General features: G+C 65.6%; 23 protein-coding genes and 1 tRNA gene. 11 read left to right on the forward strand and 13 right to left on the reverse strand.

Annotated features, from left to right (window positions below; genetic code table 11):
• Position 1 precedes the first annotated feature (1 nt).
• Positions 2-667, forward strand: a complete 666-nt coding sequence (locus ACOYR4_RS03860) for an amino acid ABC transporter permease (RefSeq protein WP_015012503.1) — start codon at positions 2-4, stop codon at positions 665-667.
• Between the two features lie 40 nt (positions 668-707).
• The gene (locus ACOYR4_RS03865) at positions 708-1,445 is read left to right on the forward strand and encodes an amino acid ABC transporter ATP-binding protein (RefSeq protein WP_015012504.1); all 738 of its coding nucleotides are present in this window, start codon (positions 708-710) and stop codon (positions 1,443-1,445) included.
• 107 nt (positions 1,446-1,552) lie between these two features.
• On the opposite strand, the gene ACOYR4_RS03870 is transcribed toward ACOYR4_RS03865, so the two are convergent.
• On the reverse strand, positions 1,553-2,473 hold the full coding sequence (locus ACOYR4_RS03870; RefSeq protein ID WP_422848701.1) for a MurR/RpiR family transcriptional regulator: 921 nt from the start codon (positions 2,471-2,473) through the stop codon (positions 1,553-1,555).
• A gap of 99 nt (positions 2,474-2,572) precedes the next feature.
• Here ACOYR4_RS03870 and ACOYR4_RS03875 point away from each other — a divergent pair, with 99 nt between their 5' ends.
• The 7 genes from ACOYR4_RS03875 to ACOYR4_RS03905 all read left to right on the forward strand — a co-directional run bounded on the left by ACOYR4_RS03875 (position 2,573) and on the right by ACOYR4_RS03905 (position 10,728).
• Positions 2,573-3,754, forward strand: a complete 1,182-nt coding sequence (locus tag ACOYR4_RS03875) for a M20 family metallopeptidase (RefSeq protein WP_422848702.1) — start codon at positions 2,573-2,575, stop codon at positions 3,752-3,754.
• Positions 3,755-3,810: 56 nt separating this feature from the next.
• On the forward strand, positions 3,811-4,800 hold the full coding sequence (locus ACOYR4_RS03880; protein WP_422848703.1) for a Bug family tripartite tricarboxylate transporter substrate binding protein: 990 nt from the start codon (positions 3,811-3,813) through the stop codon (positions 4,798-4,800).
• A 130-nt stretch (positions 4,801-4,930) separates the two neighbouring features.
• Positions 4,931-5,974, forward strand: a complete 1,044-nt coding sequence (pyrC, locus tag ACOYR4_RS03885) for a dihydroorotase (RefSeq protein ID WP_422848704.1) — start codon at positions 4,931-4,933, stop codon at positions 5,972-5,974.
• 41 nt (positions 5,975-6,015) lie between these two features.
• Positions 6,016-7,128, forward strand: coding sequence for an NYN domain-containing protein (locus tag ACOYR4_RS03890; protein ID WP_422848705.1), 1,113 nt, complete (start codon positions 6,016-6,018; stop codon positions 7,126-7,128).
• Positions 7,115-7,855: a DUF3025 domain-containing protein gene (locus ACOYR4_RS03895; protein ID WP_422848706.1), complete on the forward strand. Its 741-nt coding sequence runs from the start codon at positions 7,115-7,117 to the stop codon at positions 7,853-7,855. Before ACOYR4_RS03890 ends, ACOYR4_RS03895 begins: the two co-directional genes overlap by 14 nt.
• Before the next feature lie 183 nt (positions 7,856-8,038).
• On the forward strand, positions 8,039-8,917 hold the full coding sequence (gene htpX, locus ACOYR4_RS03900) for a protease HtpX (protein ID WP_060983910.1): 879 nt from the start codon (positions 8,039-8,041) through the stop codon (positions 8,915-8,917).
• Positions 8,918-9,153: 236 nt separating this feature from the next.
• A complete protein-coding gene (locus tag ACOYR4_RS03905; protein WP_422848707.1) occupies positions 9,154-10,728 on the forward strand; it encodes a methyl-accepting chemotaxis protein in 1,575 nt (524 codons plus the stop codon).
• A gap of 19 nt (positions 10,729-10,747) precedes the next feature.
• Here ACOYR4_RS03905 and ACOYR4_RS03910 read toward each other — a convergent pair whose 3' ends face one another.
• Complete coding sequence (locus ACOYR4_RS03910; protein WP_422848708.1) at positions 10,748-11,812, reverse strand: GlxA family transcriptional regulator; 1,065 nt, start codon at positions 11,810-11,812, stop codon at positions 10,748-10,750.
• Between the two features lie 122 nt (positions 11,813-11,934).
• Between ACOYR4_RS03910 and ACOYR4_RS03915 the strand changes: the two genes are divergently transcribed.
• Positions 11,935-13,278 carry an amidohydrolase gene (locus ACOYR4_RS03915; RefSeq protein ID WP_422848709.1) on the forward strand — a complete coding sequence of 448 codons (1,344 nt, stop codon included), beginning with the start codon at positions 11,935-11,937 and terminating at the stop codon, positions 13,276-13,278.
• Positions 13,279-13,311: 33 nt separating this feature from the next.
• On the opposite strand, the gene ACOYR4_RS03920 is transcribed toward ACOYR4_RS03915, so the two are convergent.
• From ACOYR4_RS03920 to rtcA, 7 genes are all read right to left on the reverse strand, one after another.
• A complete protein-coding gene (locus ACOYR4_RS03920) occupies positions 13,312-13,854 on the reverse strand; it encodes a VUT family protein (protein ID WP_422848710.1) in 543 nt (180 codons plus the stop codon).
• Positions 13,851-15,569: an NAD(P)/FAD-dependent oxidoreductase gene (locus ACOYR4_RS03925; RefSeq protein ID WP_422848711.1), complete on the reverse strand. Its 1,719-nt coding sequence runs from the start codon at positions 15,567-15,569 to the stop codon at positions 13,851-13,853. Before ACOYR4_RS03925 ends, ACOYR4_RS03920 begins: the two co-directional genes overlap by 4 nt.
• Before the next feature lie 199 nt (positions 15,570-15,768).
• Positions 15,769-16,824 (reverse strand): lysylphosphatidylglycerol synthase domain-containing protein, encoded by a 1,056-nt coding sequence (locus ACOYR4_RS03930; protein WP_422848712.1) that lies wholly within the window; start codon positions 16,822-16,824, stop codon positions 15,769-15,771.
• A gap of 17 nt (positions 16,825-16,841) precedes the next feature.
• The gene (clsB, locus tag ACOYR4_RS03935; RefSeq protein ID WP_422848713.1) at positions 16,842-18,098 is read right to left on the reverse strand and encodes a cardiolipin synthase ClsB; all 1,257 of its coding nucleotides are present in this window, start codon (positions 18,096-18,098) and stop codon (positions 16,842-16,844) included.
• Positions 18,095-18,868, reverse strand: a complete 774-nt coding sequence (locus tag ACOYR4_RS03940; RefSeq protein ID WP_422848714.1) for an endonuclease/exonuclease/phosphatase family protein — start codon at positions 18,866-18,868, stop codon at positions 18,095-18,097. The genes clsB and ACOYR4_RS03940 overlap by 4 nt, the downstream gene beginning before the upstream one ends.
• A 186-nt stretch (positions 18,869-19,054) precedes the next feature.
• On the reverse strand, positions 19,055-19,972 hold the full coding sequence (gene cysK, locus ACOYR4_RS03945; RefSeq protein WP_295943195.1) for a cysteine synthase A: 918 nt from the start codon (positions 19,970-19,972) through the stop codon (positions 19,055-19,057).
• Between the two features lie 129 nt (positions 19,973-20,101).
• Positions 20,102-21,190 (reverse strand): RNA 3'-terminal phosphate cyclase, encoded by a 1,089-nt coding sequence (gene rtcA / locus ACOYR4_RS03950; RefSeq protein ID WP_422848715.1) that lies wholly within the window; start codon positions 21,188-21,190, stop codon positions 20,102-20,104.
• An 82-nt stretch (positions 21,191-21,272) separates the two neighbouring features.
• Here rtcA and ACOYR4_RS03955 point away from each other — a divergent pair, with 82 nt between their 5' ends.
• Positions 21,273-22,520: an ISL3 family transposase gene (locus tag ACOYR4_RS03955; protein ID WP_422847186.1), complete on the forward strand. Its 1,248-nt coding sequence runs from the start codon at positions 21,273-21,275 to the stop codon at positions 22,518-22,520.
• Positions 22,521-22,636: 116 nt separating this feature from the next.
• On the opposite strand, the gene ACOYR4_RS03960 is transcribed toward ACOYR4_RS03955, so the two are convergent.
• The 4 genes from ACOYR4_RS03960 to ACOYR4_RS03975 all read right to left on the reverse strand — a co-directional run bounded on the left by ACOYR4_RS03960 (position 22,637) and on the right by ACOYR4_RS03975 (position 26,256).
• Positions 22,637-23,854, reverse strand: a complete 1,218-nt coding sequence (locus ACOYR4_RS03960; protein WP_422848716.1) for an RtcB family protein — start codon at positions 23,852-23,854, stop codon at positions 22,637-22,639.
• A gap of 65 nt (positions 23,855-23,919) precedes the next feature.
• A complete protein-coding gene (locus ACOYR4_RS03965) occupies positions 23,920-24,729 on the reverse strand; it encodes a hypothetical protein (RefSeq protein WP_422848717.1) in 810 nt (269 codons plus the stop codon).
• A gap of 9 nt (positions 24,730-24,738) precedes the next feature.
• Positions 24,739-25,878, reverse strand: coding sequence for a slipin family protein (locus tag ACOYR4_RS03970; RefSeq protein ID WP_422848718.1), 1,140 nt, complete (start codon positions 25,876-25,878; stop codon positions 24,739-24,741).
• A 305-nt stretch (positions 25,879-26,183) separates the two neighbouring features.
• Positions 26,184-26,256, reverse strand: a tRNA-OTHER gene (locus ACOYR4_RS03975).
• Between the last annotated feature and the right edge of the window lie 266 nt (positions 26,257-26,522).

A 26,522-nucleotide genomic window follows, 5' to 3' on the forward strand; every position in this document is an offset into this window, starting at 1 on the left:
TATGAATCTCGATTTCTCCTTCTACAACTGGGACCTGATCTCCAACTTCGTGCTCAAGGGGCTGTACTTCAGCCTGATCCTCACGCTGGTGGCGACTGTGGGCGGCGTGCTGTTCGGCACCGTGCTGGCGCTCATGCGCCTGTCGGGCAAGAAGTGGCTGGATGTGCCCGCCACCATCTACGTCAACGGCATGCGCTCCATCCCGCTGGTGATGGTGATCCTGTGGTTCTTCCTGCTGGTGCCGGCCATCATCGGCCGCCCCATCGGCGCAGAAGTGTCGGCGGTCATCACCTTCATCGCCTTTGAGGCTGCGTACTTCAGCGAAATCATGCGTGCGGGCATCCAGTCCATCCCGCGCGGCCAGGTGTATGCAGGCCAGGCGCTGGGCATGACCTACGGCCAGAACATGAAGCTGGTGGTGCTGCCCCAGGCGTTCCGCAACATGCTGCCTGTGCTGCTCACGCAGACCATCATCCTGTTCCAGGACACGTCGCTGGTCTATGCCATTGGTGCCTACGACATGCTCAAGGGTTTTGAAGTGGCAGGCAAGAACTTTGGCCGTCCGATCGAGGCGTACCTGGCGGCTGCGGTTCTGTACTTCGTGATGTGCTACGCGCTGTCCTGGATGGTCAAGCGCCTGCACCAGAAGATCGCGATCATCCGCTGATCGACGCTGGTGCAAAAGAGATTGGATTGAGGAAAAAGAAATGATCGAACTCAAGAACGTGTCCAAGTGGTATGGCCCGGTGCAGGTGCTCAACGAGTGCTCGGCCACCATCAACAAGGGTGAAGTGGTGGTGGTGTGCGGCCCGTCGGGCTCGGGCAAGTCCACGCTCATCAAGACCATCAATGCGCTCGAACCCTTCCAGAAGGGCGAGATCACGGTCGATGGCGTGAAGCTGCACGACCCCAGCACCAACCTGCCCAAGCTGCGCAGCCGCGTGGGCATGGTGTTCCAGCACTTCGAGCTGTTCCCCCACCTGTCGGTGACGGACAACTTGACGATCGCGCAGATCAAGGTGCTGGGCCGCAGTGCGGACGACGCCAAGAAGCGCGGCCTCAAGATGCTGGAGCGCGTGGGCCTGATTGCGCACAAGGACAAGTTCCCCGGCCAGCTCTCGGGCGGCCAGCAGCAGCGTGTGGCCATTGCGCGCGCGCTGTCGATGGACCCCATCGTGATGCTGTTCGACGAACCCACGTCGGCACTCGACCCCGAAATGGTGGGCGAAGTGCTGGACGTGATGGTGGGCCTGGCCAACGAAGGCATGACCATGATGTGCGTGACCCACGAAATGGGCTTTGCGCGCAAGGTGAGCAACCGCGTGATCTTCATGGACGTGGGCGGCAAGATCCTGGAAGACTGCTCGAAGGACGAGTTCTTCAACAACCCCGATGCGCGCCAGCCCCGCACCAAGGACTTTCTCAACAAGATCCTGCAGCACTGAACGCTGCCTTGCACTCCGCGTCGCACGGCGCGGTGGTATGAAAAAGCGCTCCTCGGAGCGCTTTTTTCATGGCCCCACGGTTGCCGGAGACGCGTGCTGCGCGCAGGCTAGCGCTTGCCCCTTCGACCGGTGGGCGAAGGGCCTTCCACGATGAGCTGGGACTCAAAATCCGTCCACAGGTCGTCGCGCCGTTTCAGCGCCTCGGACACCGCCTTGTGCCGCAGCTGCGCCACGGCCGACACCAGCGCATTGCACAGGAAGAACGCGGCGGTGTACGAGTCAAACGGCGACGCGTTGGACGTGCGCACCTGCAGCCGGTGGTGAGACAACGCGGCCAAGGGCGCTGCGGCGCTGTCGGTGATGGCCAGCACCTGGGCGCCCGCGTCGCGAAAGCGCTGCGCCACTTTCACCGGCCCGCTCGCGTAGCGGCGAATGCTGAAGACCAGCAGGGCGTCCTCAGGCTGAACCCACAGCAGCTGATCGGTGGCGTCCACGGCGCCAGCCCCCAGCTCGTGCACGCCGGGGCGGCACATGTTCAGGTGCAGCGCCAGCCAGGCGGCCACCGGGGCGCTGTTGATCTGCGCCAGCACAAAAATGCGGCCCTTGCCCTGCGCGATGCGCGCCACCATGGCCTCGAAGGCCACCATGTCCAGTCCGTCGCGTGTGGCGGTGAGGTTGTGCTGGTCGTGTAGCAGTGCATCGTCCACGCACTGCTGCAGGCTGCGCCGGGTGCCGATGGTGACGGGGGCGCGCTGCCCGGCCGTTTGCAGCAGGGCGGTGACCTCGGCCCGTGCCTCGCGCTGCGCCTCGGCATAGCTGCCGTAGCCCAGCTTGGCAAACAGCCGCACCACGGTCGATGCACTGGTGCCTGTGCGCGCAGCAAGGGCGGTGGCGGACTCCAGCAGGGCATGGGGGTAGTCGCGCCCCAGCGCCTCGGCCAATGCACGTTCGCTGGCGGTCAGGTCGGCATCCTGGCGGGCCAGCCGCTCGGTCAGCAAGGCGGTGGTTTCTTGCAATGATGATTTCATAAAATACTCAATCGTGCAAAATACGTTGCAAAACCCGGAGTCGCATGCAACACTGCGACCCAAATTTTGCCCCCACCCGGGCATTGCCCAAGGACAAAGATGCTCAATACCTCGAACGAAACCCGACTGCCGGTGCATGCTCAGGTGCTGGACTGGCTGGCCCGGCAGCAGCAGGCCATGCAAGACCTGTTGCAAAAAGTGGTCAACATCGAAAGCGGCAGCCGCAATGAAGCGGGCGTGACGGCGGTGGCGCATGCTTTGGCCGAGCGCCTGCAGGCGGCCGGTGTGCCCGTGCAGTTCGAGCCCGTGCCTGGCTATGGCGTGCTGCTGCACGCGCAGGTCAACCCTGCGGAAGGTACGGACACCGGCGGCGCCCCCATCATCCTCATGGGGCACATGGACACGGTGTTTCCCGATGGCACGGTGGCCAAGCGCCCCTACCGCGAGGAAGCGGGGCGCGCCTATGGTCCCGGCGTGGCCGACATGAAGTCGGGCCTGGTGCTCAACGTGTTTGTCGCCGAGGCCCTTGCTCGCTGCGGTGGGCTGAAGGCCCCGCTGCACCTGTTCTTCTCGTGCGACGAAGAGGTCGGCTCGCCCGCCACGCGCGATCTCATCATGGCCCGCGTGCGGGGCGCGCGTGCGGTGTTCAATGCCGAGCCCGGCCGCGTGAGCGGCAACGTGGTCACGAGTCGCAAGGGCTCGATGGTGGTAGAGTTCGAGGTGCAGGGCGTGGCCGCACATGCGGGCATCAACCACGCCGCAGGCGCCAGCGCCATTGACGCCCTGGCCCGCAAGACCCTGGCGCTGCACGCGCTGACCGACACTGCCACGGGCATCACCTGCAACGTGGGCGTGGTGCAGGGCGGCATCGTGCCCAACATGGTGGCCCCTCACGCACGTGCCGAGGTGGACTTGCGCTTCACGGCCGACACCAACCCCGACGACCTGCTGGAGCGCGTGCGCACCATCGTCGAAGAGGAGTCCGTGCCCCGCACCCAGGGCCGCATCACCACCACGCGCCGTTCCCTGCCAATGAAGCCCACGCCCGATTACCTGCTGGCGCTGTACCAGCAGGGCGCCCGTTCGCTGGGCTTTGAGGTGCAAGGTGAGTTCACCGGCGGCGCAGCCGACAGCGGCCTCACCGCCTCGGTGGGCGTGCCCACCCTGTGCGCCACCGGCCCCGTGGGTGGCCACCCGCACACCGAACGCGAGTACTGCGAGCTGTCCACCTTCGTGCCCCGCGCACAAGCCGTGGCACTGGCCGTGCTGGCACACCCCTGATTCTTTCCGTCCCGGTTGGACCTGTTTTGACCCGCTTTCTGAGTTCCTTGACTGCCATGACCGCCACCCCTTCCCGCCGCCATCTCCTGACCACTGGCCTGGGCCTCGCAGGCCTTGCTGCATTGCCCGCCCTGGCGCAGGACAAGTTCCCGTCGCGTCCCATCACGCTGGTGGTGCCGTTCCCGCCCGGCGGGTCGGTGGACATCATGGCGCGCCAGTATTCCGAGCCGCTGTCGCGCGTGCTGGGCGTGCCCATCGTGGTGGAAAACCGCGCTGGCGCCGGGGGCTCGGTGGGTGCGCAGTATGTGGCGCGCTCCAAGGCCGACGGCTACACCCTGGTGGTCTCGTCGCAAAGCAGCCACCTGGCCAACCCGCTCACCCAGCCCAAAATCGGCTACGACCCCATCAAGGACTTTGAAAACATCGCCATCCTGGGCCGCCAGCCCAATGCCCTGGTGGTGCATAGCAGCCTGCCGTTCAAGACCTTCAAGGAGTTCATCGACTACGCCAAGAAGAACCCCGGCAAGCTCAACTACGGCAGCGGCGGAGTGGGCAGCATGGGCCAGCTCAATGTGGAAATGCTCAAGGTCTCCACGGGCGTGTTCACCACGCACATTCCCTACCGTGGGGGCACGCCGCTGATCACGGGCGTGCTGGGCAACGAGGTGCAGTTCATCCTCGACAACCTGGTCATCATGCTGCCGCACATCCAGGCGGGCAAGGTGCGCGCCCTGGCCGTGGCCGCCGACCAGCGCCTGCCGCAGCTGCCCGATGTGCCCACCATGGCCGAGGTGGGTCACCCCGAGCTCAACCTCACTTCCTGGACGGGCCTGGCCGCGCCTGCGGGCACACCCGATGCGGTGGTGCAGACGCTGTACAAGGCCGTGCGCCAAGTGGCCACATCGCCCGCCATGGTGGCCAACCTCAAGGATCGCGGAGTGATCGTGCCGGAAGAGATGCCGCCCGCTGCGTTCGAAAAGATGATGGCCGACCGCATGGTGAAGTTCGGCGCAGTCGTCAAACGCGCGGGCATTACAGCCGAATAAACCGGTCCACCTGTCCGTAGCGCGCCGGTTTTGAGCGATTTTGCTCGGTAGCGCTACGTTCATATGCCTCGATAGCTATGAAAATGAGAGCGTTTGGGAGTCTCTTGCCCACAATGGGACAATCACGCCCATGACTGCAGCCCCCCAAACCCTCACCATCACCCGCCCCGACGACTGGCACCTGCATGTGCGCGACGGCGAGCCCTTGCACACCGTTGTGCCGCACACCGCAGCCCAGTTCGGCCGCGCCATCATCATGCCCAACCTGCGCCCACCGGTCACCACGGCCGCGCAGGCCCTGGCGTACAAGCAGCGCATCCTGGCCGCCGTGCCCGCCGGTATGCAGTTCGAGCCGCTGATGACGCTGTACCTGACGGACAACCTGCCGCCCGAAGAAATCGTGCGCGCCAAGGCGGCCGGCGTGGTGGCCTGCAAGCTCTACCCCGCAGGCGCCACCACCAACAGCGATGCGGGCGTGACGGACATCCGCAAGACCTACAAGACGCTCGAAGCCATGCAGAAGGCCGGCATGCTCCTGCTGGTGCATGGCGAGGTGACCAGCAGTGACATCGACCTGTTCGACCGCGAGGCCGTGTTCATCGAGCAGCAGCTCATCCCGCTGCGCCGCGACTTCCCCGAGCTGAAGATCGTCTTCGAGCACATCACCACCAAGGACGCGGCCGACTACGTGATGCAGGCCGACCGCTTCACGGCCGCCACCATCACTGCGCACCACCTGCTGTACAACCGCAACGCCATCTTCATCGGCGGCGTGCGCCCGCACTACTACTGCCTGCCGGTGCTCAAACGCGAAACGCACCGCGTGGCCCTGGTGCAGGCCGCCACCAGCGGCAGCAGCAAGTTCTTTCTGGGCACCGACAGCGCACCCCACCCCGCGCACCTCAAGGAACACGCCACCGGCTGCGCGGGCTGCTACACCGCCCATGCGGCCATCGAGATGTATGCCGAGGCATTCGACAACGCCGGTGCGCTCGACCAGCTCGAAGGCTTTGCCAGCTTCCACGGCCCGGACTTCTACAGCCTGCCGCGCAACACCGGCACCATCACCCTGCGCCGAGAGTCGTGGACACCACCCGACAGCTTTGCGTTTGGCGAGGCCGAACTCAAGCCCCTGCGCGCCGGTGAAGCCCTGCCGTGGCGGATGACGCAATGACCTTGCCGCAGGAGCCGCGCAAGGTTAGGACGGCCAGGAACATGGCCGTCTTCATCGACGCGGACAACCTGAATGATGCGACGGCGTTGGACCACGTTCTGATGGATTTGCGTCATCGTGCTGAACGCGTGCTTTACAAGCGCGCTTACGGCCGGGTTGATAGCCTCAAAGGCATCGAATCTGTGCTGTGGCGCCACGGTGTTCGCCCGGTCAGCAACATGATCGTGAACAAGGTCACTACGGACAGCGCCTTGGTGATTGATGCGGTAGAGGCGGTTTGCACTCAAGACATCGACACAGTGGCGATCTGTTCGGGCGACGCGGACTTTGTTCCCTTAGCGACCTGGGTCAGAGAGCGCGGTTGTCATGTTCTTTGTTTCAGCCTGTCCAACAAAATTTTTGCGAACCCCGAGAGCTTTTATGACGACGTGATCTTGCTGGAGGTGGTGGAAAAGCCGCAGAGCCCGGTCATTTCAAAGATAGTGGAGCCAGAGGTCCCAGTAGCTACCGATCTGAATCTTTCTTTGATTGCCGAGGCTCAATCCTCTGGCGGCCAGATTCGTCCGGTCATTGGAGCAGCCTCCGAGTCCACCGCTTTAGTTCCGCAGTCCTCAAACCAACAAGACCTTGTCGAGCAAGTGCTTCAGGCTGTGCCATCACTGCGCAATGGCCAAAGCCAGCACCTCAGCCAGGTGGTAGCCGCGTTGCGTCAGCGGGGTGTGTTGGGGAAGACCACGAAGACCTCGGTGTGGTTCGCGCAGTGTGGCGGCCGCTTTCAGCTGCAACCTTTGCGGCAGCCGAACCAGATCGCCTACATCTCTGATGCTAAGGCGAAGCAAGTAGCCAAAGCCTCTAGAGATACCGCTTCGGCTTTGCCTGCAATGCCTTCTTCTGAGATGGTTCAGCGAGTGTTGAAGGCTGTGCCGGATTTGAGGCTCGGGCCGCAGATGCTTAGCCAAGTCGTCCCAGTATTGCGTCAGAAAGCCATCTTGGGGAAAACGACCAAGTCGACTGCCTTTTTTGGACAGTTTCCTTCCCATTTCAAGCTTTCTCCCAAAGGGCAGCCTACACAAGTCACCTACATTGAGCCCTGCGCGCCCAACGTGGCCACCAATATTCCCCCACGACGTGCTGCTGCGAATGGAAAGGATTGATTGGGGCGCGCCTTGGCTAAGCGCAGTTCGCGATCTGGGCGTCCGTGTTCAGCGTGTAGTGTTCGATGGAAAGCCGGTAGCTGAGGCGCTGAATGTATTTTCCACGGCCTCTTTCCGCTTTGTCCCCCAGTCCGACCTGCCCGAAGGCACCGCCTACGAGCAGCACATCTGGGACACCCGCCGCGTGCCCACGCGCGACAACCTGCACGACTTTTTCAACGGCCTGGTGTGGTTGCGGTTTCCGCACACCAAGCGGCGCCTGAACCAGCTGCAGGCCCAGGCCATCGCCGCCGATGGCGTGCAGGCCGTGCGCGGGCCGCTGCGCGATGCCGTCACGGTTTTCGATGAAAACGGCGCACTGCTGCAGGCGCCCGATGCCCTGTGGGATGCGCTCCGGGCGCGGGACTGGCAGCGTCTGTTCATCGACCTGCGCCCGCTGTGGGCCGAGGCCCGGCTGGTGCTGTTCGGGCACGCGCTGCTCGAAAAGCTGGTGGCTCCACGAAAACCCATGGTGGCGCACGTATTTCATGCGCCAGTAGCTATGAATTCAATAGCGGATGTGGATGGCTGGCTGGCCGATCAGGTGGACGCCTCGGCATGGTCCACCAAGCCCTTCACGCCGCTGCCGGTGCTGGGCGTGCCCGGCTGGTGGCCTGCCAATGAGGCGCCGGGCTTTTATGACGACGCCCAGGTGTTCCGGCCCTTGCGGGCAGCGCCTGTGCCGTAATTCCCGCCAAGCCTTGTGTGATAAGGCCCTGGCCGGGGTTTGCACCTACCATAGCGCGATGCAATCGCGGCCATGGGGCGGGTGCCGTTGTCACCGAGGGTGGCGGCGCTTGAAGCGCGGCACCCGGCCCCCATCTGAGCCAGCAAACACTTGTTGTTGTTTACCCCACGGAGAAACCATTCCATGAAGCGGATCCTTTTGTTTGTGATGACCAACCTGGCCGTCGTTGTCGTGCTGGGGGTGGTGGCCAGCCTGCTGGGCGTCAACCGCTACCTCACGGCCAACGGCCTGAACCTGGGCGCGCTGCTGGGCTTCGCGCTGGTCATGGGTTTTGGCGGCGCCATCATCTCGCTGCTCATCAGCAAGCCCATGGCCAAGTGGACCTCGGGTGTGCGCGTGATCGACGGCTCCGGCTCGCCGGACGAGCGCTGGATCGTCGAGACCGTGCGCAAGTTCGCCGACCAGGCCCAGATCGGCATGCCCGAAGTCGGCATCTTCGAAGGCGACCCTAATGCCTTTGCCACGGGCGCGTTCAAGAACTCGGCGCTGGTGGCCGTGTCCACCGGCCTGCTGCAGGGCATGACGCGCGAAGAGGTCGAGGCCGTGATCGGCCATGAGGTGGCCCACATCGCCAATGGCGACATGGTGACCATGACGCTGATCCAGGGCGTGATGAACACCTTTGTGGTGTTCCTGTCGCGCGTCATTGGCTACGCGGTGGACAGCTTTCTGCGCAAGAACGACGAGAACAGCTCGGGCCCTGGCATCGGCTACTACGTGACCACCATCGTGCTCGACATCGTGCTGGGCTTTGTGGCCGCGATGATCGTGGCCTGGTTCAGCCGCCAGCGCGAGTTCCGCGCCGATGCAGGCGCTGCCCAGCTGATGGGCCGCCGCCAGCCCATGATCAACGCGCTGGCCCGCCTGGGCGGCATGCACCCCGGCGAGCTGCCCAAGAGCGTGGCCGCCATGGGCATTGCCGGTGGCATTGGCAAGCTGTTCAGCACCCACCCGCCCATCGAAGAGCGCATTGCTGCGCTGCAAAACGCCCAGCAGCAATAACCCGCTGCAGGCGCTGCGCCTGACCGACCCGAGGGCCGCCACAGTCTTGCACTGTGGCGGCTTTTTTTGTGGGTGTGCGGGCGGCTGTTGGGCGGCTGTTGCTTTGGCGCTCCGGCAGGGTGGGGCCTGTTGTGGGCCGGCTCAAGGACTTGTAACCTTTTGTCGATACATTCCCAACGCCTGCCACCCTGAACGGTAGGCCCGCGTTGTCCCATTCACCCTCACGAGAGCCTCCCATGTCCATCTCCCACGCACGTGTTGCCGTCCGCCTGGCCCTGGCTTTTGGTGTGGTCTGCCTCGTCATGTCCCTGTCGGCGGCGGTGGGCATCTGGCGGCTGGCCGGGCTGCAGGACATTGCGGACGACCTGGGCGGTGCGTCGTCCGAGCGCGCGCTGCTGGCGCGGGAGCTGCACGCCATCGTGGTGCTCAGCTCCGCCCGCGCCGAAACGCTGCTGGAGATCGACAACAACCCCGACTACGCGGCGCGCATCGACGCCGACCGCAAGACCACGTCAGCCCGCTCGTCCGAAGTGCGCAAGCGCCTGGACGAGCTGGCGGCGGACCCGGAATCGCAGGCCTTGTTCGACGCCATCGACAAGGCCGGCAACGGTTTTCGCACGGTGCGGGACGACCTCGTCAAGCGCCGCAAGGCGGGCGAGGCTTTGCCGCCCGACGCCATTGCCAACCAGCTGCGCCCTGCCGCCGACGCCTACGCTGCGGCCGTGGACAAGTTGGCCGACTACCAGCGCCAGCGCGTGGCCGAGGCGCGCGCCGCTGCCGCCCGCAGCGAAAGCCAGGGCATCACGCTGCTGGCAGCGGGCTCGCTGGTGGGCCTGCTGCTGAGCCTGGCCTGCGCCTGGCTGCTGTCGCGCTCCATCCTGCAGCCCTTGGCCCATGCGTCCGAAGTGACTGACCGCATTGCCGAAGGCGACCTCACCTCCCCCGTGCCCGCGCCGCAGGCGGGTAACCGCGACGAACTGCAAGCGCTGCTGGCGCGCCTGGGCGGCATGCAGGCGCGGCTGGCCGAGCTGGTGGTGGGCATGCGCCAGGCCAGCACGTCGGTGGCCGGGGCCAGCAGCGAGATCGCGGCGGGCAACAGCGACCTGTCAGCCCGCACCGAGCAGACGGCCTCCAACCTCGAAGAGATCGCCGCCAGCATGGAAGAACTGCTGGCCACCGTGCGCCACAGCGCCGACGCCGCTGCGCAGGCCAGCACCCTGGCCGCTGGTGCCAGCAGCGTCGCCCAGCGCGGGCGCGAGGCGGTGGACCGCGTGGTGGGCACCATGGACGGCATTGCCCTGTCGTCGCGCCGCATTGCCGACATCACCAGCGTGATCGATGGCATTGCGTTCCAGACCAACATCCTGGCACTGAACGCGGCCGTAGAAGCCGCCCGTGCGGGCGAGCAGGGCCGGGGCTTTGCGGTGGTGGCCAGCGAAGTGCGCAGCCTGGCCCAGCGCTCGGCCACGGCGGCCAAGGAGATCGGCGGGCTGATCAGCGACAGCGTGCGGCAGGTGGACGAGGGCACGCAGCTGGTCCACGCCGCTGGCGGCACCATGGGCGAGATCGTCCAGTCCGTGCAGCAGGTGGCCACCATCATTGGCGAGATCAGCACTGCCGCCCGCGAGCAGACCACGGGCCTGAGTCAGGTGGGCGAGGCGGTCTCGCAGCTCGACCAGATGACTCAGCAGAACGCCGCGCTGGTCGAGGAGTCGTCCGCCGCCGCCCAGGGCCTGCGGGTGCAGGCGCAGCAGCTGGCCGAGCTGGTGGAGGCGTTTCGCCTGCCTTCGGGCAACGGGCTGCCTCGCTAGGCGAGAGTACACCGGGCTTTCACGTCAGATCCACCCGCCAGCGCCTGCGCGGCGCGCGCAGTGCATGGCGCTTGCGGTACTCGGCCGGTGCCATGCCGGTGTAGCGCACAAAGATGCGCCGGAACGCCGCCGGGTCGGCATAGCCGCAGGCCGTGGCAATGCTGGGCACGCTCTCCAGCGTCACCTCCAGCAGCACCTTGGCGCGTGCGCAGCGCAGGCTGTGCAGGTGGTCCAGCGGCGACTGCGACAGCTCCAGCTGAAAGTGCCGCAGCAAAGTGCGCGGGCTCACCGCCGCCGCCTCGGCCAGCCGGGCCAGCGAGTAGGGCTCGTCCAGATGGGTCTCCATCCAGGCCATGGCGCGGGCCAGGGTGCTGTCGCGCGTCGCGGGGATGTGTTGCTGCGCGTTGGCCTGCAGCGCAGCCCGGGCGCGTTCGTGGTCGGGCCGCAGCACGCTGGCACAGGTCTGGGCCAGCGCGTCGCCCAGTGCGTGGCGCACCAGGGCGATGGCCATTTCTCCCAGACTGTGGGGCAGCGCACAGCTGAGCCAGGGGCCGTCATCGATCAGGTCGTGGCCTGCATCGAGGTCGATGGCGGGAAAGTCGCGCTCAAACCCGGCCAGGTAGAACCACGGCAGGCCGCAGCGGCGGCCCTGCAGGCGCCCGCTTTGCGCCGCCAGCCAGGCCCCGTTGCCGACGGTGAGCACCTTGTGCCCGGCATCCAGCGCAATGCCGATCTGGCGCGAGAGGGCGCGGTGGCGCGACGCCACGCTGCGGATGCCGGGGATGTCGGCGGCGTGGAAGGAGGGGATGAACCAGACGAATGCCGGCCCCTCGGCAGGTGCCGCCGGGGGCTGCGTGTAGGCCGCCAGCGGGCCCGGCTGGTGCGCCAGCGGCTGGCCTTGGGCGTCCAGCAGCCGCCAGGCCAGACGGGGCGAGCCAGCGCCGCCCCGCAAGCCGGCCAGCAGATTGGCGCTGCGCAAGAGGTCGATGAACTGCAGTGCGTTGCCCACCGCCGATTCGGGCAGCAGCGGGATGTCGATGCGAAAAACCGGCGCCGTCGCAGAGGGGACAGGAGAACGGGGCATGGCGATATTGGCTCTGTGGATGGCCATTTTCGCTTGTCTGCAGCGTGGGGTGGGCTCTTAGCATGAACGTGCGTTTTTTGCCGCGTTCCTTTTTGTTTTCACTTCCTGCACGGATCTGTCTCATGCACAAACCCCTCTCTGCCATCTCGCTGGCCACCGGCCTGCTTCTCAGCGGGCTGACGTTCGCACCGTCCGCCCAGGCCCAGGCCCTGGACGCCGCCGGCCTGCAGGCCATCGATGCCGCCGTGACGGCCGTGGCGCCCAAGATGGTCAACTGGCGCCGCGACATCCATGCCCACCCCGAACTCTCGGGCCAGGAAGTGCGCACGGCCAAGCTCGTGGCCGAGCACCTGAAGAAGCTGGGCATGGACGTGCAGACCGGCGTGGGCGGCACCGGCGTGGTGGGCACGCTCAAGGGCGGCCTGCCCGGCAAGGTGGTGGCCCTGCGCGCTGACATGGATGCCCTGCCCGTGCCCGAGAACACCGGCCTGCCGTTTGCGAGCAAGGCCAAGGCCAACTACCTGGGCAAGGAAGTGCCCGTGATGCATGCCTGCGGCCATGACGCCCACACCGCCATGCTGATGGGCGCGGCCGAGGTGCTGGCGGGCATGAAGGCGCAGCTGCCGGGCACGATCAAGTTCATCTTCCAGCCCGCCGAAGAGGGCGCGCCCGTGGAGCCCGACGCCAACGGCAAGGTGCCCAGCTTCGGCGCCAAGGCCATGATCGAAGCCGGTGCGCTCAAGGACGTGCAGGCCATCTACGGGCTGCACATCACCTCCAACCTGCCAGGCGGCGTGGTGGGCTACCGCAGCGGCCCGCTGATGGCCGGGTCGGACAACATCACCATCCATGTGGAAGGGCGTGGCGGCCATGGCTCTTCGCCCTGGGCCACCATCGACCCCATCGTGGCCGCCAGCCAGGTGGTGATGGGCCTGCAGACCGTGGTGAGCCGCCAGCTCAACATCAGCCAGGAACCGGCGGTGGTCACCATCGGCCAGATCCAGGGCGGCACCCGCTACAACATCATCCCCGACAAGGTGGAGATGATGGGCACGCTGCGCACCTTTGACGAAGACATGCGCCAGGAAGCGCTCAAGCGCATCACCACCACGGCCGAGTCGATTGCCGCCGCCAGCGGTGCCAAGGCCAGCGTGCGTTTTGGCCCCGTGGCCTACCCCGTGACCACCAACCCTGCGCCGCTCACGCAGGCCTCGCTGCCCGCGCTGAACCTGGCCATGGGCGGCAAGACCATGGTGATCCCCAAGGTCGCTGGGTCGGAGGACTTCTCGGAGTTTCAGAAGGTCGTGCCGGGCTTCTTCTACTTCCTGGGCGCGCCGCCCAAAGGCAAGGAATTTGCCAAGGCCCCGCCCAACCACTCTGCGCTGTTCGACATCGACGAAGACCAGCTGCCTACCGGCGCACGCAGCCTGGCCGCGCTGGCCGTGGACTTTTTGCAGCGCAAGTAAAAAGAAGCGGAAAGAAGACGGGCGCCGTGCGGCTCAGGCCGCGCGGTGGGGTGGGGCCAGCCGGCGGCCGATGAGCAGGCGAAACGGCAGCAGCAGCGCCACCCCCAGCCCCAGCTTCACGCCCAGGTCACCCAACGCCCAGGTGATCCACGGGTCGCTGGTGCCCGCAAACGCGATGCTCCAGAACACGGCGGTGTCCAGCACCGCTGCGAGCAGCGTGGCCACCAGCGGCGCGCGCCACCAGGTGCCATGGCGCAGACGGTCAAACACGCTGATGTCCAGCCACTGCGAGAGCAAAAACGCGGTGCCCGACGCGATGGCAATGCGCACCGGCGCCAGCACCAGCGAGGCCGTCACGGCCACCGCAAACCCCACCCAAGCCACCCGCCGCGCCTGCTGCGGGCCGTGGGCGCGGTTGACCAGCTCGCTGACCAGAAAGGCCACCGGGTAAGTGATGGCACCCCAGGTGAGCCAGTCATTGAGGGGGAACTGGACCAGGATGTTGGACGCCAGCACCACGGCGGCCATGGCCAGAGCCGCCGCTGCAAACTGCAGCGGGGTTGGCGCCCGCATCATGCAGCTGCGCCGAGCAGGCTGCGCGCCACGGCCTCGCCCACCTTGATGCCATCCACGCCCGCCGACAGAATGCCGCCCGCGTAGCTGGCGCCTTCGCCCGCCGGGTACAGCCCCGGTGTGTTCAGGCTTTGCAGGTTCTCGCCCCGCCCGATCTTGAGCGGTGACGAGGTACGTGTCTCCACGCCCGTCAGCACGGCGTCGTGCATGTCAAAGCCCTTGATCTTGCGGCCGAACACCGGCAGTGCCTCGCGCAGCGCCTCGATGGCGTAGCCGGGGAGGGCGGCGTGCAGGTCGCCCAGGGCCACGCCGGGCTTGTACGACGGCTCCACGCTGCCCAGTTGGGTCGATGGCTTGCCCGCAATGAACTCACCCACCAGCTGGCCCGGCGCGCTGTAGTCGCGCCCGCCCAGCACAAAGGCGTTGGATTCGAGCTGGCGCTGCAGCACGCTGCCCGACAGCGGGTGGTACTGCCCTGCGGGCAGGGCTTCGACGCCGTAGGTTTGACCCAGGTGGGTTTCAAACGCCTGCGCGTCCTGCGGGTAGTCGCTCGGGTCGATGCCCACCACCATGCCCGCGTTGGCGTTGCGCTCGTTGCGCGAATACTGGCTCATGCCGTTGGTCACCACGCGGTGGGGCTCGCTGGTGGCGGCCACCACGGTGCCGCCGGGGCACATGCAAAAGCTGTACACCGCACGTCCATTGGCGGCGTGGTGCACCAGCTTGTAGTCGGCCGCGCCCAGCAGCGGGTGGCCCGCGTGGCGGCCCCAGCGGGCGCGGTCAATCACGCCCTGCGGGTGCTCAATACGAAAGCCGATGGAGAACGGCTTGGCCTCCATGGCCACGCCGCGCTCGTATAGCATGGCAAAGGTGTCGCGCGAGCTGTGGCCCAGCGCCATCACCACGTGGTCGGCGCGCAGCTCGGTGGTCTCGCCCGTGGCCTGGTTCAGCACCTTGAGGCCGCGCAGATGGCGTTTATCTCCAGTGCCTTCCACGATCACGTCCGTCACGCGCTGCTCGAAGCGGATTTCGCCGCCCAGTGCAATGATCTGCTCGCGCAGGTTTTCCACCACCTTCACCAGCTTGAAGGTGCCGATGTGCGGGTGGGCGACGTACAGGATTTCTTCGGGCGCACCGGCTTTGACGAACTCGTTCATCACCTTGCGGCCCAGGTGGCGCGGGTCCTTGATCTGGCTGTAGAGCTTGCCGTCGCTGAAGGTGCCAGCGCCGCCCTCGCCAAACTGCACGTTGCTCTCGGCATGCAGCTCACGCTTGCGCCACAGGCCCCAGGTGTCCTTGGTGCGCTCGCGCACGGTCTTGCCGCGCTCCAGCACGATGGGCTTGAAACCCATTTGCGCCAGCACCAGCGCCGCAAAGATGCCGCAAGGGCCAAAGCCCACCACCACGGGGCGCAGGGGCAGCTCCGCAGGCGCCTGGCCCACGGGGTGCCAGGCCATGTCGGGCGTGGGCTGGATGTGCGGGTTGCTAGCGAACTTTTCGAGCAGCGCGGCTTCGCGTTCGGGCTGTGCCAGCGTGATGTCCACGATGTACACGGCCAGCAGATCGGCCTTGCGCGCATCAAAGCTCCGCTTGAAGACGTGCAGGTGGGCGATGTCGGCGTCGGAGATGCCCAGGATGTGGGTGACAGCGGCGCGCAGAGGCGCCTCGGGGGCTTCGGCTGCGGTGAATGGCAGCCGGATTTCGGAGAGTCGGATCATGGTCTTGCGGGCCCGTGTCGATCGGGCGAAAAGCAATGGCGTGGGGCCGGGATGATACGGGGTCTGCGCAGCGGGCGGAACCCCGTCGGCCTGCGCGACCGGGGTGCGGGAGGCCCTGGCTATATAAAAATGAGAGCAATCAAGGTATGCTGCACTAGCGCATTCGGCACTTTTGGCTGATTTTTTCTTCAGGACGCCACTAGGCATCCTGGGCAGGTCGCTGGCGCCGGCGCAGCTCGGCCACACCCAGTGCCACGGCCGCCAGCACCAGCGGCCCAAAGTAGTACAGCGCCCGGTAGGCCAGCAGCGCCGCCAGCACCTGTTCCTGCCCCAATGCGTCGGTGGCCAGCAGCGCCACGCCCACGGCCTCCAGCACGCCCAGGCCTGCAGGCACGCGCAGCACCAGCCCGGCCACGGCCCCCAGCAGCACCGTGGCCAGGGCGGCGGGGTAGGGCACCTGGTGTTGCAGCACCGTCCACAGGGCGGCGCCCATCAGCATCCAGTTGGTGGCCGATGCCGCGATTTGCCACAGTGCCACGGGCCAGTGCGGCAGCGGAAACGCGTGGCCGCGCAGCGTGAGCGCGCGGCCCCTGCGCGCCGCGCACAGTGCCAGGTACGCCAGCGGCAGGCCGCCCAGTACCGTGCCGCCCAAGTGCCATTGCCAGGGCGCTACCGTCCACCCGGCCACTGCCGGTGGCTGCCACAGCCATGACAGCACGCCTGCCAGCATCAGGTAGCCCACCCAGTTGGTCACGATGCTGGTGCCCACCACCTGGCCGATGGTGCCGGGGTCCACACCGCGCCGGTCGTACAGCCGGTAGCGCACGCCCACGCCGCCAATCAGCGAGCCCAGGTTGAGCGTGAACGGATAGCTCGTCATGGCGATGGCCAGGGTGGTACCACGCGGCAGGCGGTGGCCGCTGCAATGGCGGCCCACCCAGTCAAAGCTGCCGTAGGTGAAGTGGCTCAGCAGCGCCAGTACGCCGCCCAGCGCCAGTGCGGCGGTGGGCAGATCGCGCAGCGCCTGCAGCACTGCGGGCCAGTCCACCGTGCGCGCCTGCCGAAAGATCAACCCGGCCACCACCGCAAAGAAGGCGATGGCAACCCCTCGCGTGAGCCAGGGCCACCAGGCCTGCTGCGGCCAGTGGCGCCAGCTGCGGGCGCTGTGGCGGTTGCTGCCCTTGCGGGATGGCGGATGCATGGCGTTGGCGGCGCCGCCCGCCTGGGGGTCCGCGTGCAGCGTGGGGGTGGCCATGGTGTGCGCCTGACAGCTCAGGTAGCGGGGCTGCCTGCGGGCTCTGCCGCACCCGTACGCGGATTGGCGAGCGTGATCTCGGGTTTGTGCCGGGGCAGCCAGCCTGCCCAGGCGGGGAACCAGCGCAGCAGGTGGAACACCGCGTAGCTGCGCAGCAGGCGCAGGCCGTTCCAGCGGCTGGGCGCGGTGGCTTCCACCTGCTTGCAGCTGTGCTCCATCAGGTGCGACAGGCGCCTGTGCAGGTGGGCGTTGAAGGCGCGGTCCTGGATGATCACGTTGGCCTCCAGGTTCAGCGACAGGCTCAGCGGGTCGAGGTTGCTGGAGCCCACGGTGGACCAGTCCTCGTCCACCAGCGCCACCTTGCCGTGCAGCGGGCGGTCGCAGTATTCGTACACCCGCACCCCTGCGCGCTGCAGGTGGTCGTACAGCAGGCTGGCGGCCGTCTTGACGATGGGCATGTCGGGCTGGCCTTGCAGGATGATGCGCACGTCCACCCCCCGTTTTGCGGCGCGCCGCATCTCGCGGATGAAGCGGTAGCCGGGGAAGAAGTAGGCATTCGCAATCACGACCCGGCTGCGCGCTGCGCGCAGGGCCACGCGGTAGTGGCGCTCGATGTCGTTGGTGTGCTGCTGGTTGTCCCGTGTCACAAACATCGCGTGCGCTGTACCCGCGTGTGGTCGCCCGGTGATGCCGGCGGCCTGGTGGCGCTTGCGCTCCTGGCGGCTGAGCACCGCCTCGCGGGTGAAGTGGTGCATCTGCGCCACGATGGGGCCGCGCACCTGCACGGCGTAGTCCTGCTTGGCCTCGGGGCCAAAGTCGGCCACATGGTCGGCCGAGTAATTGATGCCGCCAATGAACCCCAGGTGCCCGTCCACCACCACGATCTTGCGGTGCATGCGGCGCAGCATGTTCAGCCGCTGGCCCAGGAAGCGGCGGCCCGGGTCAAAGATGCGAAAGTGCACGCCCGCCTCCACCAGGCTGCCGACAAACCGGTCCGACAGATCGGGCGAGCCAAAGCCGTCCACCAGCACATGCACCTCCACGCCACGCTGGGCGGCCGCCAGCAGCGCGGCGTGCAATTGCTGGCCGATCTTGTCCTCGAACAGGATGAAGGTCTCCAGCATCACCTCGCGCCGGGCGTCGGCAATGGCCTGGAACACGCGGGGAAAGAACTCCTCACCGTTTTCCAGCAACTCAAAATGGTTGCCGGGCACCCAGCGCGAGGACCGGGGTGCGCGCAGGGCGCGGGGCGTACTGAAGGCAGGGCGTTTCATAGCAGGATCTCCGCAGCCAGGGGCGCATGGTCCGAGAGCTTGTCCCAAGGCTTCTTGGGCAGCGCCAGCGGCGAGTGCACGGTGGCGTTGCGCACATAAATGCGGTCGAGCGCCAGCAGCGGCATCGCCGCCGGGAACGTGCGCACCGCCCGGCCAAAGGCCTGCACGAACACCTCCTGCAAGCCTGCTTCGCGGTGCAGGATGTCGTGTGCGCGGTGGCGCCAGTCGTTGAAATCGCCGGCCAGCACCACGGCCTCATTGGCGGGAAAGCTGTTGACCAGATCGCACACGCGACGCAGCTGGTGCTGCCGGTGCGACTCCTGCAGGCCCAGGTGCACGCACACGGCATGCACAGGCAGATGGTGCACAGGCGGCTGCAGCACACAGTGCAGCATGCCGCGCCGTTCGGGCCCGCTCACCGAGATGTCGTGGTTTTCGTAGTGCGTGATCGGAAACTTGGACAACAGCGCATTGCCATGGTGGCCGTTGTCATACACCGCATTGCGCCCGTAGGCGTACTGCGACCAGATAGTGTCAGCCAGAAACTCGTAGTGCGGCACCTGCGGAAAGTTGGCGAACCGGCTGGCGTGCCGGTGGTGCGTGCCCAGCACTTCTTGCAAGAACACCAGGTCCGCCGCCACGTCGCGCACGGCCTCGCGCAGCTCATGCAGCATGAAGCGCCGGTTGAAGGTGGTGAAGCCCTTGTGCACGTTCACGGTGAGCACCTTGAACGCAATAGGCTGGGAGTCTGTCGCGGAGTTCGGGGCCATGGGCAGTTGCAATCGTTGGAAGGGGCTCCGGCGAAGCCACCGCAAAGGTGGGCCGGTGCGAGCCTTGATTGTTCTGGCCCGAGCGCGTTGCCGCTGTAGGACGGCTGGCCGTGGCCTTGTGCTGCGCAGCCCAAAAAAAAGGGCCCCGAAGGGCCCTGGTGACAGCGCGCTGCGCGTGGGCGGCCATCAGGCCGGCAGGAAGCCTTCCACCGACAGGTAGCGCTCGCCCGTGTCGTAGTTGAAGCCCAGCACCTTGGCGCCTGCGGGCAGCTCGGGCAGCTTCTGGGCGATGGCGGCCAAGGTGGCGCCGGACGAGATGCCGACCAGCAGGCCCTCTTCGCGCGCAGAGCGGCGGGCGTATTCGCGGGCGGGCTCGGCATCGACCTGGATCACGCCGTCGAGCACACTGGTGTCCAGGTTCTTGGGGATGAAGCCCGCGCCAATGCCCTGGATGGGGTGGGGCGAGGGCGCGCCGCCCGAGATCACCGGCGAGGCCGTGGGCTCCACCGCAAACACCTTGAGCTGCGGAAATTTCGCCTTGAGCACGCGCGCAGTACCCGTCAGGTGGCCGCCTGTGCCCACGCCGGTGATGATGGCGTCCAGCCCGTCAGGGAAGTCGGCGAGGATTTCTTGCGCCGTGGTGCGCACATGGATGTCGATGTTGGCCGGGTTCTCGAACTGCTGCGGAATCCACGAGCCGGGCGTCTGCGCCTGCAGCTCTTGTGCGCGGGCAATCGCACCCTTCATGCCCTTTTCGCGCGGCGTCAGGTCAAACTGCGCGCCATAGGCCAGCATCAGGCGGCGGCGTTCGATGCTCATGCTGTCGGGCATCACGAGGATCAGCCTATAGCCCTTGACGGCCGCCACCAGCGCCAGGCCGATGCCGGTGTTGCCGCTGGTGGGCTCGATGATGGTGCCACCCGGCTTCAGCGCGCCGGACTTTTCCGCGTCTTCCACCATCGCCAGCGCAATGCGGTCCTTGATGGAGCCGCCGGGGTTGCTGCGCTCCGACTTCACCCACACATTGGCGCCAGGGCCAAACAGGCGATTGATGCGCACGTGGGGCGTTTTGCCGATGGTTTGCAGAATGTTGTCAACTTTCATGGCGTCTCCTGTGAAGCGTTGGGTTGGACACAAAGGGGAAGGTCTGTGGGGCGCATTCTGAACCACTTGTTCTACGGCTCTGGCCATATGGATATAGCCAGGGTATGGGGCGGGCCGCCGCAACGCCCATCACGGCAGGGGCGATACCTCCACGCGCATGGCGCCCGCTGCAGGAGTGATCTGCACCCGGACCGGCAGGCCCATCGCAATGGTCTGCGCGTTGGTGTCCGTGTGCTGCGTCACCTCGCTGCAGGTGTAGCTGGCAGCCTGCCCGCTGCGCCACACCACCAGGGCCAGCGGCAGCATCCACTGGTCCGCCAGGTGCGGGCCCAGCGCACCGGTGCTGCGCTGGTAGGCACGCACTTCGTCCACCAGCCGCTTGGCCACCTGCTCGGCCGAGAGGCTGCGCTCGCCCAACTGGCAAAACACCTCGGTCACCTGCGCGTACTCCAGCGTGGCGATCAGCGCATTGCCCGGCCCTTCGTTCTGGCGTGTGGGCGGCTGGCGCAACTGGCCGCCCTCAAACGTCCAGCCCATGCGCTGGCCCAGCGCCTCCAGCTCCCGCGTCGCAATATGGCGCGCCAGGCCGGGTGCCAGTGACTCGCCCCAGCCGTTGTGCAACGGGCCGCGCTCCAGCACATCCACCGGTGACAGAGGTCGGGTGGGTGTTGCGGGCGTGATGTGCGCCACCAGCTCGCCGCCCCCGGCGGGGTAAAAGCCCCGCCGCTGCAGTTGCAGCTCCAGCCCCACCCCTAGCCGCCGCATGAGCGGCGCAAAGGCGCGTTCCAGAAAATCAAACGGCGGCGCCATCGGGTTGTGCGTGCCACCCGCCAGGTCGACCTTGCTCGGGCCATCGGCCAGCATCAGCGCGGGCAGCACCGTCTGCAGCACCAGCAGGCAACTGCCTGCGGTGGCGATCTGAAAACGGTAGTCGCCCGCCCGCACGTCGCCGGGCGTGAACACCAGCGTTTGTGAGTTCAGCTCAGCGCCCTCGGCCTGCCCGCCGCACACGGCCACCGCAGCCTGCACGCAGGCCAGGTGCTGGCGCATGAGGCCCGGATTGGGTCGCCTGGCGCGGATACGCGTGATGTGCAGTGGGCGGCCGGTGACCATGGACAGGGCCAGGCCAGTGCGCAGGATTTGCCCGCCACCTTCGCCGGTGGAGCCGTCGAGAACGAGGCGGGCAGAGGTGATTTTCTCCAGATTGTTCTTGTACATAAAAATCGGCTCTCTTCCATTTCGGGTGGAACACTACAGTTCAAATAAATCCATTGACACCCCCTGAACAGGAGCCCTCCCGATGCAAGAAGCGTTGTTCTGCCAAGCGTTGGGGCTGGCCGCGCCCTGGGCTGTGGAGCGTGTTGCACTGGACGTCGAGCGCAGCCGCATCGACCTGTACGTGGTCTGGCAATCCGGCAGTGCAGCCTGTCCCGTTTGCGCCGCAGCTGACCAGAGACTGCATGACCACCGCCAGCGTAGCTGGCGGCATCTGGATTTCTTTCAGTTTGAAGCCTACGTGCACTGCGCTCTGCCTCGGGTGTCGTGCAGCGCCTGCGGCTCTACGAGCCAGCTGAGTGTTCCCTGGGCGCGAGAGGGCAGCCGCTTCACGCTCATGTTCGAGGCGCTGGCTCTGACGCTGGCCCGTGAGATGCCGGTGGCCGCGTGTGCGCGCATCCTGCGCTGCGCGGACAACGCCTTGTGGCGCCAGATCGATGCCCATGTTGGCTTGGCGCGCGCCAAGGAGAGCTACGCGGGTGTGGCGGTCATTGGTATCGATGAGACCAGTTGCGCCAAAGGCCATAGCTATATCACCCTGGTGCACGATCTAGAGCGAGCGCGACTGATCTACGCCACATCCGGCAAGGATGCCAGCACGGTTCAGAGATTTACCGAGGACTTCAAGAGCCACCAAGGCAAGGCCGAAGCCATCCAAGTGGTGTGCATGGACATGTCCAAGGCCTTCATCGCAGGAGCTGGCCAGCACTTGCCCCAAGCGGCCATTGCCTTTGATGGATTCCATGTGGTGCAACTGGCCAACCGGGCCGTGGACGCAGTGCGGCGGGATGAGGCCCGGGGCGAGCGCTGGCTCAAGAAGACGCGTTGGTGCTGGCTCAAGGACAAAGCCAAGTGGACGGACAAAGAGCAGGCAAAGATGGATTGGCTGCCCCGCACCCGATTGAAGACCGCCAGGGCGTGGCGGATGAAGGAGGCGCTGCGGGACATCTACCGCAGTGCGCTCGCTCAGACTCAGGCTGCACAAAGCGAGCTGGCAATCAAAAAGTGGCTGCGATGGGCACAGCGCAGCCGCTTGCGGCCCTTCACTGATCTGGCCAAGACCATCCAGCAGCACTGGGCGGGAATACTCCAGGCGTTTGATGCCTCTCACCTGCACACCGGCTATGTGGAGGCGGTGAACTCACTGCTGCAAGCAGCCAAGGCCAAGGCGCGTGGTTATGGCACCACCGATCACTTCATCGCCATGGCGTTCCTGATCGCGGGAAAGCTCACTCACCTGCCGGGCTGTCCTTTGCAAAAAGCAAGGGCCTGACCATGGCTCTGGTGGGGAATGTGGCTTTCCACCCGAAATGGAAGAGAGCCTAAAAATCGGCCATTGCGCCCAATGGACAAGCGCAAGCAGCTATCAAATCAATAGTTAAAAGGGCGTCACCCCTTCACGCAGACGACCTGCTTGAGCGTGTAAACCACCTCCACCAGGTCCTCCTGCGCCGCCATCACCGCGTCGATGTTCTTGTACGCCATCGGAATCTCGTCGATCACGTCCGCGTCCTTTCGGCATTCCACGCCTTCGGTGGCCTTGATATGGTCTTCCACCGTGAACAGCTTCTTGGCCTTGGTACGGCTCATGGTTCGCCCCGCGCCGTGGCTGCAGCTGTTGAAGCTCTCGGGGTTGCCTTTTCCGCGCACGATGAAGCTCTTGGCCCCCATGCTCCCCGGGATGATCCCCAGCTTGCCTTGCTCGGCACTCACCGCGCCCTTGCGGGTCACGAACACGTTGTGCCCGAAGTGCGTCTCGCGTTGCACATAGTTGTGGTGACAGTTCACCGCTTCCACGTGGGTCTCGAATGGCTTGGTGATGACTTTTCGCAGCGCGCCAATCACGCGGCCCATCATCACTTCGCGGTTGGCGGCGGCAAACTTTTGTGCCCAACCCACGGCCTTTACGTAGTCGCCAAAGTACTGCGCGCCTTCTTCAAAGTACGCCAGGTCTTTGTCGGGCAGGTTGCGCTGGTTCATCTCGGCGTCCTTCTTGGCCAGCTCGATGAAGTGGGTGCCGATGGCGTTCCCCACGCCCCGCGAACCGGAGTGCAGCATCACCCACACGGACTGGTGTTCGTCCAGGCAGATCTCGATGAAGTGGTTCCCCGTTCCGAGCGTTCCCAGGTGCTTGTAGTTGTTCGTGTTCTTGATGCGCGGGTGCGCTTCGCAAATCTCGTCGAACTCATCCACCAGCGCGGCCCAGGCCCGATCGGTCTCGGCGGGCGGCGTATCCCAGCTTCCCTTGTCGCGGCCGAAACGCTTGGGGGTCATCCCCACGGGCACGGCGCGCTCAATGGCGGCGCGCACGCCAGACAGGTTATCGGGCAGCTCGCTCGCAGTCAGCGTGGTCTTGCACGCCATCATTCCGCACCCCAGGTCCACCCCCACCGCAGCGGGGATGATGGCCTTGAGGGTGGGCACCACCGAGCCGATGGTCGCGCCGATTCCCAGGTGCACATCGGGCATCACCGCCACGTGCTTGAACACGATGGGCAGGCGCGCAATGTTGCGCAGCTGGTTCTTGGCGTCTTCTTCCACGGGCACGCCGTTGGTCCACATCTTTACGGGCACGCCGTTCGGGATTTCGAGTTGTTCGTAGTTCATGGTTCTTTTCTCGTTGTTTCTTCGTTGTGTTTCTTCGTTGTGTTTCTTCTTTGCGGCGATGTTCGTTACGCAGTCATTGCGTCAAAGACCCCGCTGATCCGCTCCGGGAGCGGGTAGTGCTGATGGTCCAAGGCCCCCGCTGGCAACCAGGAACTGGTGGGGCCTGCATCCACCAGCCGCATGAGCTTTTCTGTCCAACGCGCTTTGGTGGCTGGCCTGTTCAGCCATTCCTCCATGGTGCGCTTGTATTCGACCTCATCCGTGGCAAACGCATTGCCCATCTGGTTGGCATTCCACACATAGTCCCAATAGCAAGCGTCCACAAAGTTCAGGGTCGATGCGTCGCTTTCGCATTCCAGCCAGTGTTGCAGCAGGGGCTCCAGCGGCACGCGGGCATAGGCCCACATGAGCAGGATGGAGAAGGCGTTATCGCCCTGGAAGAGCGAATCGCTGGCTGCAGGCCATTGCTCCAACCCTTGCGCAAAGTACGCCAGCGCAAAGCTCTGCAGCGCAGCCTGTTCTGTCGCTGAAAACGAATCCGGCTCGCACCGCCCCAGCCGGTCCAGGTACAGCTCGATGGAGTGGTGCAGCCGGGCACCTTCGGCCAGCAGTTCCAGCAGCCGTGGGGCCAAGTATTTGATTTCATCCGCAGGCTGCACCTGGCTCTTGGCCGAGTCGTTGTATTCGTAGAAGTGCCTTTGGGTCAGTTGGCGCAGAGGCAGGTGTCGCATCTCACGCTCTAGCTCGGCATTCATGCAGCAGGCGGTACACACGTCCAGCAGGCCGTGTGGCGCGTCGTATCGGGAAAAGACCTGGTAGACCGCCTGTGTGGCGCCTTCCAGCGGCGTACCCGTGGGTGTTGCTTGCTTCTTCATAGCGTTCTTTCATCTCATCTTCACCAGCCCATTCAGCACCTGGTCCAGGCCGCCAAACACCGAGATCTTGTCGATGCGCTCGGCCACACGTTCCAGCGTCTCCAGCTCTTTCATGCGCAGGGCGACGGGGTTGTCCTCCATCACCTTGGCAGTGTTGAGCAGCGAGCGCGTGGCGGCGGTTTCTTCGCGGCGGCGGATCACGTTGGCCTCGGCCTGCTTCTGGGCTTGCACTACCTGGGTCAGGATGGTTTTCATCTCGCCGGGCAGCACGATGTCCTTCACGCCCACGCTTTCCAGTTGCATGCCATAGGGCAACAGCTTGGCGGCCATGTGTGCTGTCACCACCTCGTCGATCACTGTCTTGTTCTCCAGCAGCTCATCGAGCGTGCGGGTGCCCACGGCGGCGCGCAGCGCAAACTGCAGCTCGCGGTACAGGTAGTCGGCAGGCTTTTGCAAGTGGGCATAGGCTTGCAGCACATGCACAAAGCGGTAGGTGGCGCACAGGTTCAGGCGCAGGCTCACCTTGTCGCGGGTCATGATGTCCTGGCCCGACACTTCCACGGCTTGCAGGCGCAAATCCACCATCTCTACGGCCACGGTGCGGCCATACTTCCAGAAGGCGTAGGTGCCTGCGGTCAGCAGGCGTTCCACTTTGCCGTCCACCGTCAGCAGGCCGCACTGGCCCTCGGGCACTTGCACCTGCAGCACACCGGCCAATCCGGTCACGCTGCGCTGGCGCAGCTGGGTTTGCGTCAATCGCGCCACCAGTGCGGCTGGCAGTTCAGCGCCTGCTTGCAAGTCCACCACTTGCACGCTCACATCCACCAAGCCTTTCCAATAAAGGCGGCGGGTGCCAGGGGGCAGGATCTCGACCAGCACGCCATTTTCGCTGCGTAGGCCCACTTCGGTTTCCGACAGGCTCACCTGCACAAACTCGGCTGCCACCACGGCGGGCTCTTGCGCCATCAGGTACTCGGCCAGGCCGTGGGTGAAGGCGGGTTGTTCGAGGGCGAAGGTCTCCACGCGCAGCGCGTCGGTGCCCGCAAACAGCCAGTAGGTGCCGCTGTGCAGCACGCGGTCAAAGCTGCCATTGCGCAGCAGCAGGGCGCGTTCGTTTTTCTTCACGGTGGCGCGTTGGAACATCTTCATCAGCATCTCTTTTTCCTCTTCTTTCTTCTTCGTTGTCGTCACTCGTCACATATCGGGTAGCCGTTACAGCGATGGCGGGGTGCCAGGGGGCGCAGCCTGGGCCGTGCAGCGCGCCGTGGTGGCAGCCCCCATCCCCAGCGGGAAGGGCGGCAGCGCGGCTGGCTGCGGGCGCGGGCTGTGCCGGGTGCTGGCACAAACCGTAACCGGCTGACGGGGTGAATCCCTTGCGGTTGCAGCGCAACCTGGGGGCTTCTCTCCGCGTTCGGCGGGTGGTCTTTCGACCGGTACTTCCAATCAAGGTCTTGCGACCGTGGGCAGGAATCGAACCTGCGACAACCGCCTTTCGGCGGGGCTCTACCAGACTGAGCTACCAGTGGTGGCACGCCTGGAGTCGAACCAGGCAGTTCCTTTCGGAGTGGTCACCACGACCGTGCCGTCGTTACCCAGCGTTTGCGATGTGCGGCATGCAGAACGTCAACAGAACCCGAAGGCCCCGGATGCCCGGCACCGGTGGGGCGAACGTTGGTCCTAACCCCGACCTGTGAGCGGTCACCGCTTGCGCTGGATGCATCTTCTATTGCCAGATGCATGCCAGCTTGCAATGCAGGGCGTTAATGCGTTCAAGTTGTTGATTTGTATGGGGT

This window comes from Acidovorax sp. M14, from assembly GCF_049331375.1.
GTDB lineage: Bacteria > Pseudomonadota > Gammaproteobacteria > Burkholderiales > Burkholderiaceae_C > Acidovorax.

Bases quoted from the DNA above. Each gene is read 5' to 3' on its own strand.
- clsB (WP_422848713.1), bottom strand. From the start codon at position 18,098: ATGAAACGCCCTGCCTTCAGTACGCCCCGCGCCCTGCGCGCACCCCGG.
- ACOYR4_RS03955 (WP_422847186.1), top strand. From the start codon at position 21,273: ATGCAAGAAGCGTTGTTCTGCCAAGCGTTGGGGCTGGCCGCGCCCTGG.
- ACOYR4_RS03895 (WP_422848706.1), top strand. From the start codon at position 7,115: ATGGAAAGGATTGATTGGGGCGCGCCTTGGCTAAGCGCAGTTCGCGAT.
- ACOYR4_RS03875 (WP_422848702.1), top strand. From the start codon at position 2,573: ATGCTCAATACCTCGAACGAAACCCGACTGCCGGTGCATGCTCAGGTG.
- ACOYR4_RS03905 (WP_422848707.1), top strand. From the start codon at position 9,154: ATGTCCATCTCCCACGCACGTGTTGCCGTCCGCCTGGCCCTGGCTTTT.
- ACOYR4_RS03860 (WP_015012503.1), top strand. From the start codon at position 2: ATGAATCTCGATTTCTCCTTCTACAACTGGGACCTGATCTCCAACTTC.
- pyrC (WP_422848704.1), top strand. From the start codon at position 4,931: ATGACTGCAGCCCCCCAAACCCTCACCATCACCCGCCCCGACGACTGG.
- ACOYR4_RS03960 (WP_422848716.1), bottom strand. From the start codon at position 23,854: ATGAACTACGAACAACTCGAAATCCCGAACGGCGTGCCCGTAAAGATG.
- ACOYR4_RS03940 (WP_422848714.1), bottom strand. From the start codon at position 18,868: ATGGCCCCGAACTCCGCGACAGACTCCCAGCCTATTGCGTTCAAGGTG.
- ACOYR4_RS03910 (WP_422848708.1), bottom strand. From the start codon at position 11,812: ATGCCCCGTTCTCCTGTCCCCTCTGCGACGGCGCCGGTTTTTCGCATC.
- cysK (WP_295943195.1), bottom strand. From the start codon at position 19,972: ATGAAAGTTGACAACATTCTGCAAACCATCGGCAAAACGCCCCACGTG.
- ACOYR4_RS03880 (WP_422848703.1), top strand. From the start codon at position 3,811: ATGACCGCCACCCCTTCCCGCCGCCATCTCCTGACCACTGGCCTGGGC.
- ACOYR4_RS03890 (WP_422848705.1), top strand. From the start codon at position 6,016: ATGGCCGTCTTCATCGACGCGGACAACCTGAATGATGCGACGGCGTTG.
- ACOYR4_RS03965 (WP_422848717.1), bottom strand. From the start codon at position 24,729: ATGAAGAAGCAAGCAACACCCACGGGTACGCCGCTGGAAGGCGCCACA.
- ACOYR4_RS03915 (WP_422848709.1), top strand. From the start codon at position 11,935: ATGCACAAACCCCTCTCTGCCATCTCGCTGGCCACCGGCCTGCTTCTC.
- ACOYR4_RS03920 (WP_422848710.1), bottom strand. From the start codon at position 13,854: ATGATGCGGGCGCCAACCCCGCTGCAGTTTGCAGCGGCGGCTCTGGCC.
- ACOYR4_RS03865 (WP_015012504.1), top strand. From the start codon at position 708: ATGATCGAACTCAAGAACGTGTCCAAGTGGTATGGCCCGGTGCAGGTG.
- ACOYR4_RS03970 (WP_422848718.1), bottom strand. From the start codon at position 25,878: ATGAAGATGTTCCAACGCGCCACCGTGAAGAAAAACGAACGCGCCCTG.
- htpX (WP_060983910.1), top strand. From the start codon at position 8,039: ATGAAGCGGATCCTTTTGTTTGTGATGACCAACCTGGCCGTCGTTGTC.
- ACOYR4_RS03930 (WP_422848712.1), bottom strand. From the start codon at position 16,824: ATGGCCACCCCCACGCTGCACGCGGACCCCCAGGCGGGCGGCGCCGCC.
- ACOYR4_RS03925 (WP_422848711.1), bottom strand. From the start codon at position 15,569: ATGATCCGACTCTCCGAAATCCGGCTGCCATTCACCGCAGCCGAAGCC.
- ACOYR4_RS03870 (WP_422848701.1), bottom strand. From the start codon at position 2,473: ATGAAATCATCATTGCAAGAAACCACCGCCTTGCTGACCGAGCGGCTG.
- rtcA (WP_422848715.1), bottom strand. From the start codon at position 21,190: ATGTACAAGAACAATCTGGAGAAAATCACCTCTGCCCGCCTCGTTCTC.